Genomic DNA, 12,719 nt, shown 5'->3' on the forward strand with positions numbered 1-12,719 from the left:
CTTGGAAATCTCAGATAAGCTCCTGTGTCTGTTCAATGCCGAAGTCCGTGAGGAAGACGACAAATACATCGTCGAGGTCCCCCGCCGCGAGATCGAAACCGGCTCCGTCGACGTCGACGAGATCTACCGGGTCGCGCTCATCTCCCGCGAGGAGACGGTCGAGTCCGAGAGTGGTGAGACCCGGACGTCGAGCGAGCCGCAACCGCCGGTCGAAACCGGCGAGCTCCGGTACGTCGAGATCGAAGACATCGGTAAACAGGGCGACGGCATCGCACGCGTCGAGCGTGGCTACGTCATCATCGTCCCCGACGCAGAGATCGGCGAGCGAGTGAAAGTCGAGATCACGGAAGTGAAGTCGAACTTCGCGGTCGGCGAGATCATCGAAGACGACTTCTGAGAGGGGGTCTCGTCGTCGGCCGGAGGACCAGTGATCCCCGGCGAGCCACAGGGTTCGATTCTCAGGGAGCAGATCGACGAGCGTCTACGAGAACCGACGAGCGGGCGATCGTGTCCCGCTCACCGAACCTGGGCGTTCCAGTACGACACTGAGGCGAGTTTCTCGCCGAGACCGCTGCCGCGGAGCTTCGTGTCCAGCTCTCGGACCCGACCGGCGACCTCGTTGGGGATCTCCCGGTAGAAGCCGAACGGGAGGACGAAGTCGTGGGCGTCCGAGACGAGTTCCAGCCCCGCACCGTAGAGGAGGTTCTCGACTTCGACTCGCGAGTAGAGTCGCGACCCCATCGGCAGGAGCCACGTGTAGACGCTCCGCGTGCTGTACCGATTGAACGTGTCGAAGAACACCTGGTCCTTCGAGACGCGGCACATCTCCGCGAGGAACTTCGCCGGGGTGTCTGCCAGATGGAAGAACCGCATGGCGAACACCGCGTCGAAGTGGTCGTCCGGGAACGGCAAGCGGGCGGCGTCGCCGCGCATGAACTCGACGAGTCCGTCGACGCCGGCGCTCTTGGCTTTCTGACGACCCTGTGCCATCATGGCCGAGGAGATGTCGAGTCCGACGATGTCCGCGCCGCGCTCTGCGAGCATGACGGTGAACCGGCCGGTGCCGCAGGCGATCTCGAGAACGTTCTTCCCCTCGACGGGACCGAGCGCCTCCAGCACCGCCTCCTTCTCGCGCCGGTCGATGAGCCGCCCGCCGTCGGAGAACCGCTTGGCGTCGTACTCCTGGGCCACGTCGTCGGCCTGGTACCACTCCTTCCCTTTCACACTACCCCTGACTGCTCACCCGAACTGTAAAGTCGTATTGGATGCGGTCGTCTCTCGGTAGAAGAGCTATGGCACTTGCTGTCATAGTTATCGTATGCCAGTCTGTCACCGCTGCGAGGCCGACCACAACGTCGACGAACTCGTCCGTCACGACCGTCGAGGTGTTCTGCTCGTGCACTGTCCGACGTGCGAGTGTCTGATGGGACGGTACCGTCGTCACGGCGACCGCCCCGAGGTCGACCGCCTGCGGGACGCGTAGTTGCGCCTATCGGTCTGTCACTGGGACAAAAATTCCGAGAGACCGGAGGAAAACCCGAACGAACAATCGCTCGGGACGGGAAGATCGCCCGACTGCGCCGCGTATACCTCATAGATATTAGGACCTTAAGGAGTCTCAAGGCTTTTGTTCTATATGTAGCCAACCTTTACCACTGGCGACGTCCGACCGTGTAGTATGAGCACCAGTACCGCAGAAGCCAGCAGTGAAGACCTACTCTCAGAGACCGAGTTCCGCGACCGTCTCCGCGAACTGCCGCCGAGTGCGAAACTCGTCGCCAAAGTGCTCGAGAGCGACGCACCGCTCTCGCAGGGGCAGCTCGCCGAGGAGTCGCTCCTCCCCGACCGGACGGTCCGCTACGCGTTGAACCGCCTCGAGGACTCTGACCTGGTCGGGTCGCGCTACAGTTTCAAGGACGCACGCAAGCAGGTCTACTACCTGAACTGCTGACGACCCGAACGGACAGCTGACTGGTCGGCATACGTCGACCACGGCAGGCCGGAGACACCTGACCAAGCCGTCTCCGGCTGCACCCACTTCCTTCCGACTTCGTCTCCGCGAGATGCGTCAGTTTAAGTGTCGCGTCGTACTGGTAGCTGGTATGCACGTCTCGGTCGTCGTCCCGACCCTGAACGGGCGGGACCAGCTGGCCGCCAGCCTCGACTCGCTGGCAGCGTACGCGCCGGACGCGGAGGTGATCGTCGTCAACGGTCCCTCCGCGGACGGCACAACCGGGATGGTTCGCGAACGCGACGACGTCGACGTGCTCGTCGAGATCTCGGCACGGACACTCAACGTCGCTCGCAACGCCGGCGTCGAAGTAGCCGACGGCGACGCTGTCGCCTTCCTCGGACAGGACCTCGTCGTCGAGGAGTCGTGGTTCGACGCGCTCCGTACGGGCCTGGAGGACGCCCACGTCGTCACCGGCCCGACTCACCAGACGCTGCAGGGAGGGATGACGACCGAGGAGGCCGAGGAGCGTGACATCGCGAACCGTCACGTCACCTACTTCAACGGTCGGAACGTCGCTTTTCGCCGCCGGACGCTCCACGACCTCGACGGCTTCGACGAGTATCTCGAGACCGGCGGCGCGCGCGACGCCGCCCACCGACTCGGTGGGTTCGACGCCGACGTCAGTTGGACACCGGAGATGTGCGTCCGTCGGGAGTACGAGGCCGACGGCGGCGTCCAGCAGCGCGACTGGCGGTGGAAGTACCGCGCACTCGCCTACCGACTGGTGAAGAACTACGGCCTCCGCCCGACGGTCGTCCATCGGACGCTCGCCCACGCCGTGGGCGACGCCGCTTCGGCCGCTCGCGACGTGCTCGGCGGTGAGGGGACGCCGACGGGGTGGTTCGGCAACGGCCGCGACGTCGTCGGCGGTATCTCGACGGGCACCTCCGACGGACTGGTCGCTCGCGCACGCGACCGAGACCGGTCGCGCAACCCCCACGGGCTGTCGAAGCGTGCCGACCGGGCGGTCGCACGGTACGACTGGCGGTGAGAGATCAGCCGCCGCCGGGGCCGAGTTCGGGAACGACGCGCGAGGGGTTCTTCGAGAAGGCACGTCGCATCGCGTCCTCCGAGACGTCGAGCGTCAACAGCTCCATCACGCCGACGTCCGGGTGTGTCTCGGGTGCACCGCTGCCGAACAGCACGCGGTCGGGATGTTCTCTGAGTGCGCGTTCTAGCACGGCACGGTAGCGCACGAAACTCGTCTCCAGATAGAGGTCGTCCTGCTGGTCGAGGAGGTCGATCGCCTCTCCCATCAGCTCGCGGTTGAGCGGGAAGCCACCGAAACTCGTCAGTACGACCGGGAAGGAGTGGTCCAGCAGATAGTCGGCGACGGCGCTCGGGGGGAACGCCTCGCCCGCGTAGACGAGTACGGGGAAACTGACGTCGTCGAGTCGGTCGAGGACCGCGTCGTCGGGGAGCCCGTCGCGGGCGGGGTCGAGGACGAACCCGTGGAACCGGCCGTCGTAGGCGTACTGTTCGACGTCCTCCGGCGAGACGTGGTGCTCCTTCCGGGTGACCGTGAGGTTGCGGAGACGGGAGGTCGCGCCGCTGGCGACGTCGCGAACCCCGTTGAGGCGAGCGAACGCGAGGAACGGCCGGTCGACGCTCAGTCGCGCGACAGCGTTGTTCGCGCGGAGATACCCCTCCGAGCGGGGGCGGACGCTCGGTGCGACGACCGCCCGGACGACGCCCGCCTGGTGCATCTCGCGTTCGAGTCGCTCGGGGGTAATCTCGCGTCCCCGGGTGGCGACCGCACCCGAGTCCGGATCGAGCCGTGCGTTCACGTCCACGACTCGAAAGCCGTGTTCCAACTCCAGCATCGTCCGCATCTCCGTATCGTCCGTTATGTTCCTGTCGATACAGGCGTGGGAGGCGTGCCAGCAGCTCGCAGTGTACCCCGACGCTGTCATGCGATTCTGAGGACCACGATAGAAACAGATATATAGAACCGCTAACCATGGGACTGCTGAGGTTTACTCATCATGGCAAGTCGCATGCAGCAACCGATGTTCATTCTCTCGGAAGGCAGCCAGCGGACCCGCGGGCAGGCCGCGCAGGACTCCAACATCCGCGCCGGGAAGGCCGTCGCCAACGCGGTACGGACCACACTCGGTCCGCGAGGGATGGACAAGATGCTCGTCGACTCCTCGGGCACCGTCGTCATCACGAACGACGGCGCGACCATCCTCGAGGAGATGGACATCGAGCACCCCGCCGCACAGATGATCGTCGAAGTCGCCCAGACCCAAGAAGAGGAGGTCGGCGACGGGACGACGACCGCCGCCGTCCTCACGGGCGAACTGCTCGCACAGGCAGAGGACCTCTTGGACGCTGACCTCCACCCGACGGTCGTCGTCGAAGGGTACCACGAGGGTGCCCGTCTCGCACAGGAGGCCATCGACGAGATGGTACTCGATCTCGACCTCGGCGACGACGAGACGCTCCAGCAGGTCGCCGAGTCCTCGATGACCGGCAAGGGGACCGGCGACGTCACCGCCGACGCCCTCGCGAAGCTCGTCGTCGAGGCGGTCCGCCACGTCGCCGACGGCGAGCGGATCGACCGCGACAACATCCGCGTACTCACCCGCACGGGTGCCTCCTCGTCGGCGACGTCGTTCGTCGAGGGCGTCGTCATCGACAAGGAGCGCGCGAACGGCAACATGCCCAAGCGCGTCGAGGACGCGACCGTCGCCGTCCTCGACATGAAACTCGAAGTTCGCAAGGGTGAGTCGAAGGCGGAGTACAACATCACCTCGGTCGACCAGCTCAACGCCGCCATCGAGGCCGAAGACCGGGAGCTTCGCGGCTACGCGAAGACGCTGAAGGAGGCCGGCGTCGACGTCGTCTTCTGCACGAAGAAGATCGACGACCGCGTCGCGGGCTACCTCGCGGACGCGGGCATCCTCGCATTCAAGAACGTCAAGTCGACGGACGCGAAGGCGCTGGCCCGCGCGACCGGCGCGAAGCGCCTCGGCTCGCTCGGCGACGTCGACGAGTCGGAGTTCGGCCACGTCGACACGGTGTACGTCGAGAAGTTCGGCGACGACGAACTCACCTTCGTCGAGGGCGGCGACGCGGCGAAGTCCGTGACGCTGTTCCTCCGCGGCGGCACCGAACACGTCGTCGACGAACTCGAACGCGCGATGAACGACGCCGTCGACGTCGTCATCGCCGCGCTCGACAAGGGCGGCGTCGTCCCGGGTGCTGGCTGCACCGAGATCGCCATCTCGGACTACATCCGCGCCGAGGCCGCCGGTATCGAGGGCCGCAAGCAGCTCGCCGTCGAGGCGTTCGCCGACGCGGTCGACTCGCTGCCCCGCACGCTCGCGGAGAACTGCGGGATGGACCCCATCGACGCCATCGTCGACCTCCGCGCGCTGTTCGACAAGGAGGGCCGCGCGGGCATCATCTCCACGGGCCGCACCGGCGAGGTCGCCGACCCCGTCGAGTACGGCATCATCGACCCCGCGGCCGTCAAGCGTGAGGCGATCGAGTCCGCCACCGAGGCTGCGACGATGATCGTCCGCATCGACGACGTCATCGCGGCGGAGTAAGGTCGAAGCCGAGTCGAATCGAGCTCTTTGGTTTTTCGAGGTTTCTGTTCCGTCAGTGCGGAGAGCAGGGACGACAGTCCTACGCTCCGCGCAACCGCTCAGAGTTCGACCGACGCGACGCGCTCGAACTGACTCGCCTCGTCACTCAAGTACTCGACCTCCACGTTGTCGACGGTGAACTCCCACGCGAAGTCGTAGTCGAGGAGGAACGACACGACCTCGCCGACCTGCTCGTCGTCGACGCCGAGAGCGAGTCCGACGTGCGGAAACCAGCTCCCGGGCTCGTAGAACGGCATCAGCGGGTCGCCGAGCGCACGGAGTTCGTCGACCATCTCGCCGTGGAGGTCACCGAGCGTACGCGAGTGCGTCACCGGGACGTAGACGTGGTTGCCCGGAAAGACGCCGATACCGTCTGTCCGGACCGAGAAGGGGCCGTGGTTCGCGGCGACCTCCGAGACGACTCGTTCGACGGCGTCGACGTCGGCGTCGTCGAGGCCGTAGAGCGTGAAGTGCGGGAAGGGGTTGACCATGCTGCCGAATCCGAACTCGGCGTCGAGGTCCGCCCAGACGTCTTTGACGGTGCTGTAGTACGGTTCCGGCAGCGTGGGGCCGACGATGATGCTCACGAGCGAAGCTCACAGCGGGCTGTCAAATCTGTTACGACCGCTCAGACGCGCGGTAGCTCCCAGTCGTAGCGGAGCGCGAGCACGCGAACCGAGAACACGAGTCCTGCACAGACGAGCGCGGCAGTGTCGCCCGTCACGTCCAGCCGAAGCAGCAGCCAGAAGACGACACCGCCGAAGAGCGCCGGCGTCGCGTAGAAGTCTTCACGGAGGACGACGGGGACGCGTGTGAGAAGCAGGTCCGCCAGACTCCCCCCACCCACCGCGGTCAACGTGGCGAGGATGACGACGCCGTAGGGTGAGAGTCCCGCCTGCGACCCTACGAGCGCCCCCGTCGCTGCGAACGCCGCGAGTCCGACCGCGTCGGGGAGGAGGACGGACGGATGGTCGCGCAGTCGGTCGGGGATCGCCCGCGTGAGGACGACGGCGAGACCGACGCCGACGAACGCGACGCTCATCTCGCCGACGGACTGCAGCGAGGCGGGCGTCCGGCCGACGAGGACGTCGCGCATCGTCCCGCCGCCGAGGGCGGTGAGGATTCCGAGCACCGTGACGCCGAAGAGATCGAGGTCGGCGTCGGCAGCCTTCAGCGACCCGACCATCGCGAACGCGACGAGACCGACGACGTTCATGAACTCGAAGGCGTCCATCAGAACTCGAGGTGAACCGCGTCGCCGGTGGCGAGTCCGAACGCCTCGTCGCCGCGTCCCCGGTTCACGTCGCACTCGACGTAGCCGTGGCTGCCGACGGTGAGCAGTTGGTCACCCTCGGAGACGGCAGCGAAGGAGTCGCCGACGGGGACGCGCTCGCCGTTCACCGTGGCCTCGTCGTGGTCGGCGAGGACGTCGCCGGGGACGTTGGTGATGGCGTTACCGAAGTCGTCGACGACGAGCACCTCGCCGGTCACCTCGTCGCTGGCGACGGTCGCCTCGGGGAACGTGAGGTCGACGTAGTCGTCGTCCGTCAGCGGCGTCAGGCGATCGATCCCGTCGAGCGCGTCGACCCCGACCGCGTGGACGTCGGCCGCGGCAGGCGCGAAGACGTCGCGCCCGTGGAAGGTGTGTGAGTCGGGGTCGTCGTAGGCGACGTCGAACACCTCCACGTCGCTCTCGTCGCCGCCCTGCCGCGCTGCGAGTCGTCTCGCCGGCGGCAGGAGCAGCCCGTTGTCGGGGCCGACGAGCGCGTGGTCGCCGACGCGGACGGCGAGCGCCGCGCGGTCGGTGCCGACACCGGGGTCGACGACGGCGAGGTGGACGGCGGGCGGGAAGTACGGGAGCGTCTCGCGGAGCCAGAACGCCGCCGCGCGGACGTCCTGTCGGGGGAAGTCGTGGGCGACGTCGACCAGCGTCACGTCGCCGAGGCGGTCGAGGAGGACGCCTTTCATCGCGGCCGGGTAGGGACTCCCGAAGTCGGAGGCGAGCGTGAGCATCGTCGGTTACTCGGAGTGAGCGTTGGGGGTGCCGTTGGAGTCGCTGTCGCTGACCTTCTGGATGCGCTCGATGCCGTCGATCTCGTCGACGACGTCGACCGCGGGGTCGGGGACGAGATGTCGCCAGTCCTCGTCGTCGATCATCCGCTGGCGGAGTTCGGTGCCTTCGAGCACCTCCCGTCGGAACATCGGCGACTGGCGGACCTCGACGCCGGCCTCGTTGAACAGTTGGATGACGAGCGGGTTGTTCGAGTAGGCGACGTCGAACTTCGGCGACATGCTCTGGACGTGACTCACCCAGACGGAGTTCCGATCGAGGTCCTCGATGGGGACCACGTAGGTGGTGAGGTCGAACTCGGAGACCGACTTGGTGATCATCATCACGCGCTCGCCGGCGGTGAATGGGTTGCGCGTCGAGTGCGAGTCGCCCGCGCTCCCGATCCCGAGAACGAGTTCGTCGACCTCCGTTGCGATCTCTTTCACCATGTGGTGGTGGCCGTTGTGATACGGCTGGAAGCGACCGATGTAGAACCCCCGCATGCCCCCCAGTTTCGACCGAACATTTATAAACCCGACGAGTCGGCGATTTCGACCGAAACGGAGCGTAACGGGCGTCAAAACCCGGATACGGTGATGCGTCGCGTCGACCCGCGGGGAGAAAGTATATCAATCGCGCACCCTACGGTCTATACAGCGACACAGTTCTATGAGCAACGACATGGACAACGACGACAGGCACCCGGAACAAGGGGCCCACGACTCCGAGCGGTCCGACCATTCGGACCAGGACCCGGATCAGGAGCAGGCCCCATCGTCCGGGGGCCAGCCGACGGACGGCAGCCGTGAGCGGGGTCACCACCCCGACCCCGAGGGGACGGAGAGCGGGTCGATAGACGACCTCGGCAGCAGCGTCGAGGTCAACGCCGACATCGCGGAGGACGTCGACGAGGACGACCTCCTCGGCGGACTCCTCATCGACTCGACGGACGAGATCGAGGTTCCCGACCGACTCGTCGACCAGGTCATCGGACAGGAGCACGCCCGCGACGTCGTCATGAAGGCGGCGAAGCAGCGCCGTCACGTGATGATGATCGGCTCTCCGGGGACGGGGAAGTCGATGCTCGCGAAGGCGATGGCCGAACTCCTGCCGAAGGAGGAGCTTCAGGACGTTCTCGTCTACCACAACCCCGACGACGGCAACCAGCCGAAGGTACGGACGGTGCCGGCCGGCAAGGGTGAACAGATCGTCGAGGCCCACAAAGAGGAGGCGCGCAAGCGCAACCAGATGCGCTCGTTCCTCATGTGGATCATCATCGCCGTCGTCCTCGGCTACTCGCTGATCATCGCCGGACAGATCCTGCTCGGCATCCTCGCGGCGGGTATCATCTATCTGGCGTTCCGCTACGGCTCTCGCAGCGGCGACGCGATGATTCCGAACCTCCTCGTCAACAACGCCGACACGAAGACGGCGCCGTTCGAGGACGCGACGGGTGCACACGCCGGGGCACTGCTCGGTGACGTCCGCCACGACCCGTTCCAGTCCGGCGGGATGGAGACGCCGAGCCACGACCGCGTCGAACCCGGCGCGATCCACAAGGCGAACAAGGGCGTGCTGTTCGTCGACGAGATCAACACGCTCGACATCCGCTCCCAGCAGCATCTCATGACCGCCATCCAGGAGGGCGCGTTCGGCATCACCGGACAGTCCGAGCGCTCCTCGGGTGCGATGGTCCAGACGGAACCGGTCCCGACGGACTTCGTCATGGTGGCTGCGGGGAACCTCGACGCGATGGAGAACATGCACCCCGCACTCCGTTCCCGTATCAAGGGGTACGGATACGAGGTGTACATGGACGACACCATCGAGGACACTCCGGAGATGCGCCGCAAGTACGCGCGGTTCGTCGCCCAAGAGGTCGCCAAGGACGGCCGCCTCCCGAGCTACAACCGCGAGGCGATGGAGGAGGTCATCCTCGAGGCCCGCCGCCGTGCGGGTCGGAAGGGACATCTCACCCTCGAGTTCCGGAACCTCGGTGGACTGGTGCGCGTCGCCGGCGACATCGCTCGTGCGGAGGGCGCAGACGAGGTCACGCGGGGACACGTCCTGCAGGCCAAGCGCCGCTCGCGCAGCATCGAACAGCAGATCGCCGACGACTACATCCAGCGCCGCAAGGACTACGAGCTCTCCGTCAACGACGGCTTCGTCACGGGTCGGGTCAACGGGCTCGCCGTCATGGGCGAGGACTCCGGTATCGTGATGCCCGTCATGGCCGAGGTGGCTCCCTCGCAGGGGCCCGGTCAGGTCATCGCCACCGGGAAGCTCCAAGAGATCGCCGAGGAGTCGGTGCAGAACGTCTCGGCGATCATCAAGAAGTTCTCCGACGAGGACCTCTCGGAGAAGGACGTCCACATCCAGTTCGTCCAGGCCTACGAGGGCGTCGACGGCGACTCCGCCTCCGTCACCGTGGCGACCGCCGTCATCAGCGCGCTGGAGAACGTCGGCGTCGCACAGAACATCGCCATGACCGGTTCGCTGTCCGTTCGTGGCGACGTGCTCCCGGTCGGTGGGGTCACCCACAAGATCGAGGCGGCCGCGAAGGCCGGCATGGACACCGTCATCATCCCGGCGGCGAACATGCAGGACGTCATGATCGAAGACGAGTACAAGGAGATGGTCGACATCGTCCCCGTCTCGCACATCAGCGAGGTGCTCGACGTGGCGCTCGAGGGCGAACCCGAGAAGGACTCACTCATCGACCGCCTCAAGAGCATCACCGGATCGACGCTCGACAAGCAGCAGGGCAAGAGCGTCAACAAGGGTCCGAGCAGCCCCAGTCCGCAGTAGATGACCAACTGGGCGGCGTTCGCGGGGTTCGCGGGCGTCGTCCTCGGTCTCCTTCTCCTGCTCGCACACGCCTCGAAGGAGGTTTTTTCCAACGGCTCCGACGACCAGCGACGGCTCGGGTTCGACCCGGAACGGCCGCTGAAGCGCCGTCGACGCGACCGACCGGACGGGACGACGCCGGACGGAGGCGTCACGAGGAGCAGCGACGCCGCCACCGGCGACTCGGACGGTGGCTGGGAGGCGCTCGACGTTGACCGCCACCACCGACACAGGCTGCACGCAGGGGGCGGCTACGAGCTGTCGACGACGTCGCTGCTCGTCAACGTCGCGCTCTCGCAGGGGCTGTTCGGCGCGTTTCTCGTCGTCGGTGCGTGGTACACCGAGATTCCGCTCGACGCGCTCGGACTCGGCGACGACGGCGTGAGCCTCCTCGCGTTGGCGCTCGGCGTCGGTCTCGGCGCCGGCCTCTACGCGGTCAACGAAGTCGGCGCGGCCTTCGGCGAACGGCTCGGCGTCGGGAGCTCCGAGGAGTTGCGCGAGGCGCTCGCACCCGACTCCGCGGCGGGATGGGCGGTGCTCCTGCTTCTCGTGCTTCCAGTGATCGCCGGCTTCGAGGAACTGCTGTTCCGGGCGGCGCTCGTCGGCGTCGTCGCCGCGGGGTTCGGCGTCTCGCCGTGGCTACTCGCGGTGCTCTCCTCGGTCGCCTTCGCGCTCGGTCACGGTGCCCAGGGACCGGGCGGGATCTTCGTCACGGGGATGCTGGGGTTCGTGCTCGCGGCGGCGTTCGTGCTGACCGAGAGTCTGCTGGTCGTCGTCGTCGCCCACTACCTCGTCAACGCCCTTGAGTTCGTGGTGCACGAGGGGTTCGGTATCGACTGGGTGTAGCGCTTATCACGACCCCAGCTGAATCGGGCGTATGGTCCCTTCCCCGTTCGACGGCCGGCGTGACCTCGACGCGACGGACGTCGTCGCCGCCGTCGGGCTCTGCTGTTGTGTGCTCTTCGAGAGCCTCGCCATCCTCGACCGAATCGTCGGTACTGACTTCTGGCCTACTGACTTCGGGTTCGGTGTCAACCTCTTCGTGTTCGGGTCGTTGTACGGGGTGTTCCTCAGACGCCTCGCACTCCGCGAGCGGCGTCTCACGGTCGGATTCCTGACGGTCGCGGTGTGTGCGATGGTTGCCGCCGCGTACACGAACCCGGAGGGACCACTGATGCCCGTCGTCGTTGTCTCACTACTCGTCGCGGGCGTCGTGGGCGGGAAAGGAGTCGTCGAGTCGCTCGGGACGTCGCGCAGTACGGGTCATTGAGGGAGCGACGCCGGAGTGAAGTACCCGACGCACCCAGAGTGCGTATGGCCGCCTCCGAGATCTCCCAACGACAGCAGAACCTGCTGCGCGCGTTCCTCCTCGGCTACGTGTTGCTCGTGCTCGTCTCCATCGCTACGGGTGACCCGCTCGTCTCGCTGGTCGTCGACGTCGTCTTCAGCGTCGCCATCGTCGTCGTCGGCTATCTCGTGCTCGTCAACAGCGACGGACAGACGCTGGGCGTTACGACCGGTGTCGCGTTCGTCGGCTCCGGCGTCGCGCAGGCCATCGGACTCGTCACTGGGTGGCCGACGGCGGAGACGACGTCGAACCTGCTGTTGCTCGCCGGACTCGGGTTGTATCTGTACGGACGAGTGAGAAGTCGGTGAAGTGAGATAGAGAACCCGCTCACCGTTCGACTGCTCGCAGTCGCTTTCCGACGTCGGGCGGCGTCGCCCCTCCTGCGCCCTCGACGCGGTGGTCCGGGACGAAGATCGGTGTCGGGTTCTCGCGAAGCGCGCTCCGCACCGTCCGCATCTCCTCGTCGTCCTCGTCGTCGAACCCCGCCAGTCGCGCGACGCGGTCGACAGCGACCGTCTCGCCGTAGGGGAGCTTTCTGAGCGCGTCGAGTACTCGGCGCTGCTCCGTCGGCACCGTCAGCGCCACGGGGACGTCGTCGAAGTGGTCCTCATCGCCGGCGAGGTAGTCGTCGATGCGGTCGAGCAACGGATGGTCGCCCTCGGCGTCGTCGGCGACGCGCTCGGGGAACGAGACGTCGATGACCTTCCCACCTGCGACACCCAACTGGATCACGGTGTCTAGCGCGTCGAACTCGCGTGCGTAGATTCCGGCGTCCTCCATACCCCCTCGGAGGACCGACCCGGACTTGAAAGTTGAGCCAGTGGCGCAAGCCTTTTGTACAGATGAGTGCGCTAGTGTACAATG

16 protein-coding genes are annotated in these 12,719 nt (G+C 66.4%); 9 read left to right on the plus strand and 7 right to left on the minus strand.

The annotated features are described in order from the left end of the window. The first annotated feature begins 1 nt into the window (after position 1). A complete protein-coding gene (locus BSG17_RS04900; RefSeq protein WP_089821602.1) occupies positions 2-397 on the plus strand; it encodes a TRAM domain-containing protein in 396 nt (131 codons plus the stop codon). 119 nt (positions 398-516) lie between these two features. Here the strand turns inward: BSG17_RS04900 and BSG17_RS04905 are convergent, their stop codons facing one another. Beyond that, a complete protein-coding gene (locus tag BSG17_RS04905; protein WP_089821604.1) occupies positions 517-1,224 on the minus strand; it encodes a class I SAM-dependent methyltransferase in 708 nt (235 codons plus the stop codon). A 94-nt stretch (positions 1,225-1,318) separates the two neighbouring features. Here BSG17_RS04905 and BSG17_RS26765 point away from each other — a divergent pair, with 94 nt between their 5' ends. The 3 genes from BSG17_RS26765 (at position 1,319) to BSG17_RS04915 (ending at position 3,005) form a co-directional block, all read left to right on the plus strand. Next, entirely contained in the window at positions 1,319-1,483 is a 165-nt protein-coding gene (locus BSG17_RS26765) for a hypothetical protein (RefSeq protein WP_170864711.1), read from the plus strand. A gap of 195 nt (positions 1,484-1,678) precedes the next feature. Beyond that, a complete protein-coding gene (locus BSG17_RS04910) occupies positions 1,679-1,951 on the plus strand; it encodes a winged helix-turn-helix domain-containing protein (RefSeq protein ID WP_089821606.1) in 273 nt (90 codons plus the stop codon). Between the two features lie 151 nt (positions 1,952-2,102). Continuing rightward, positions 2,103-3,005, plus strand: a complete 903-nt coding sequence (locus BSG17_RS04915) for a glycosyltransferase family 2 protein (RefSeq protein WP_089821608.1) — start codon at positions 2,103-2,105, stop codon at positions 3,003-3,005. Between the two features lie 4 nt (positions 3,006-3,009). Here the strand turns inward: BSG17_RS04915 and BSG17_RS04920 are convergent, their stop codons facing one another. After that, the gene (locus BSG17_RS04920) at positions 3,010-3,837 is read right to left on the minus strand and encodes an amidohydrolase family protein (protein WP_089822004.1); all 828 of its coding nucleotides are present in this window, start codon (positions 3,835-3,837) and stop codon (positions 3,010-3,012) included. A 174-nt stretch (positions 3,838-4,011) separates the two neighbouring features. On the opposite strand from BSG17_RS04920, the gene thsA reads away from it, so the two are divergent. Next, entirely contained in the window at positions 4,012-5,571 is a 1,560-nt protein-coding gene (thsA, locus tag BSG17_RS04925) for a thermosome subunit alpha (RefSeq protein ID WP_089821611.1), read from the plus strand. Between the two features lie 98 nt (positions 5,572-5,669). Here the strand turns inward: thsA and BSG17_RS04930 are convergent, their stop codons facing one another. From BSG17_RS04930 to BSG17_RS04945, 4 genes are read right to left on the minus strand one after another with little or no spacing between them, the layout of a single operon-like run. Beyond that, positions 5,670-6,197, minus strand: coding sequence for a 2'-5' RNA ligase family protein (locus BSG17_RS04930; protein WP_089821613.1), 528 nt, complete (start codon positions 6,195-6,197; stop codon positions 5,670-5,672). 41 nt (positions 6,198-6,238) lie between these two features. After that, complete coding sequence (locus tag BSG17_RS04935) at positions 6,239-6,844, minus strand: trimeric intracellular cation channel family protein (RefSeq protein ID WP_089821615.1); 606 nt, start codon at positions 6,842-6,844, stop codon at positions 6,239-6,241. Then, entirely contained in the window at positions 6,844-7,623 is a 780-nt protein-coding gene (locus tag BSG17_RS04940) for an SAM hydrolase/SAM-dependent halogenase family protein (RefSeq protein WP_089821617.1), read from the minus strand. Before BSG17_RS04940 ends, BSG17_RS04935 begins: the two co-directional genes overlap by 1 nt. 6 nt (positions 7,624-7,629) lie before the next feature. Next, the gene (locus tag BSG17_RS04945) at positions 7,630-8,163 is read right to left on the minus strand and encodes a nicotinamide-nucleotide adenylyltransferase (protein WP_089821619.1); all 534 of its coding nucleotides are present in this window, start codon (positions 8,161-8,163) and stop codon (positions 7,630-7,632) included. Positions 8,164-8,329: 166 nt separating this feature from the next. On the opposite strand from BSG17_RS04945, the gene lonB reads away from it, so the two are divergent. Genes lonB through BSG17_RS04965 form a run of 4 tightly spaced genes read left to right on the plus strand, consistent with a single transcriptional unit; the run spans position 8,330 to position 12,163 of the window. Beyond that, positions 8,330-10,468 carry an ATP-dependent protease LonB gene (gene lonB, locus BSG17_RS04950; RefSeq protein WP_089821621.1) on the plus strand — a complete coding sequence of 713 codons (2,139 nt, stop codon included), beginning with the start codon at positions 8,330-8,332 and terminating at the stop codon, positions 10,466-10,468. Continuing rightward, positions 10,469-11,353, plus strand: coding sequence for a CPBP family intramembrane glutamic endopeptidase (locus BSG17_RS04955; protein WP_089821623.1), 885 nt, complete (start codon positions 10,469-10,471; stop codon positions 11,351-11,353). It begins immediately after the preceding gene. Positions 11,354-11,384: 31 nt separating this feature from the next. Continuing rightward, a complete protein-coding gene (locus BSG17_RS04960) occupies positions 11,385-11,777 on the plus strand; it encodes a hypothetical protein (protein ID WP_089821624.1) in 393 nt (130 codons plus the stop codon). 44 nt (positions 11,778-11,821) lie between these two features. Continuing rightward, the gene (locus BSG17_RS04965; protein ID WP_089821626.1) at positions 11,822-12,163 is read left to right on the plus strand and encodes a hypothetical protein; all 342 of its coding nucleotides are present in this window, start codon (positions 11,822-11,824) and stop codon (positions 12,161-12,163) included. 19 nt (positions 12,164-12,182) lie between these two features. On the opposite strand, the gene BSG17_RS04970 is transcribed toward BSG17_RS04965, so the two are convergent. After that, on the minus strand, positions 12,183-12,635 hold the full coding sequence (locus tag BSG17_RS04970; RefSeq protein WP_089821628.1) for a methylated-DNA--[protein]-cysteine S-methyltransferase: 453 nt from the start codon (positions 12,633-12,635) through the stop codon (positions 12,183-12,185). Positions 12,636-12,719: the final 84 nt, after the last annotated feature.

The organism is Halogranum amylolyticum (assembly GCF_900110465.1).
Taxonomy (GTDB): Archaea; Halobacteriota; Halobacteria; order Halobacteriales; family Haloferacaceae; genus Halogranum; species Halogranum amylolyticum.

What these genes read in the sequence shown, in the direction of transcription:
- BSG17_RS04965 (WP_089821626.1), top strand. Translation starts at nt 11,822, where the DNA reads ATGGCCGCCTCCGAGATCTCCCAACGACAGCAGAACCTGCTGCGCGCG.
- lonB (WP_089821621.1), top strand. Translation starts at nt 8,330, where the DNA reads ATGAGCAACGACATGGACAACGACGACAGGCACCCGGAACAAGGGGCC.
- BSG17_RS04920 (WP_089822004.1), bottom strand. Translation starts at nt 3,837, where the DNA reads ATGCTGGAGTTGGAACACGGCTTTCGAGTCGTGGACGTGAACGCACGG.
- thsA (WP_089821611.1), top strand. Translation starts at nt 4,012, where the DNA reads ATGCAGCAACCGATGTTCATTCTCTCGGAAGGCAGCCAGCGGACCCGC.
- BSG17_RS04960 (WP_089821624.1), top strand. Translation starts at nt 11,385, where the DNA reads ATGGTCCCTTCCCCGTTCGACGGCCGGCGTGACCTCGACGCGACGGAC.
- BSG17_RS04970 (WP_089821628.1), bottom strand. Translation starts at nt 12,635, where the DNA reads ATGGAGGACGCCGGAATCTACGCACGCGAGTTCGACGCGCTAGACACC.
- BSG17_RS04910 (WP_089821606.1), top strand. Translation starts at nt 1,679, where the DNA reads ATGAGCACCAGTACCGCAGAAGCCAGCAGTGAAGACCTACTCTCAGAG.
- BSG17_RS04945 (WP_089821619.1), bottom strand. Translation starts at nt 8,163, where the DNA reads ATGCGGGGGTTCTACATCGGTCGCTTCCAGCCGTATCACAACGGCCAC.
- BSG17_RS04940 (WP_089821617.1), bottom strand. Translation starts at nt 7,623, where the DNA reads ATGCTCACGCTCGCCTCCGACTTCGGGAGTCCCTACCCGGCCGCGATG.
- BSG17_RS04915 (WP_089821608.1), top strand. Translation starts at nt 2,103, where the DNA reads ATGCACGTCTCGGTCGTCGTCCCGACCCTGAACGGGCGGGACCAGCTG.
- BSG17_RS04935 (WP_089821615.1), bottom strand. Translation starts at nt 6,844, where the DNA reads ATGGACGCCTTCGAGTTCATGAACGTCGTCGGTCTCGTCGCGTTCGCG.
- BSG17_RS04955 (WP_089821623.1), top strand. Translation starts at nt 10,469, where the DNA reads ATGACCAACTGGGCGGCGTTCGCGGGGTTCGCGGGCGTCGTCCTCGGT.
- BSG17_RS26765 (WP_170864711.1), top strand. Translation starts at nt 1,319, where the DNA reads ATGCCAGTCTGTCACCGCTGCGAGGCCGACCACAACGTCGACGAACTC.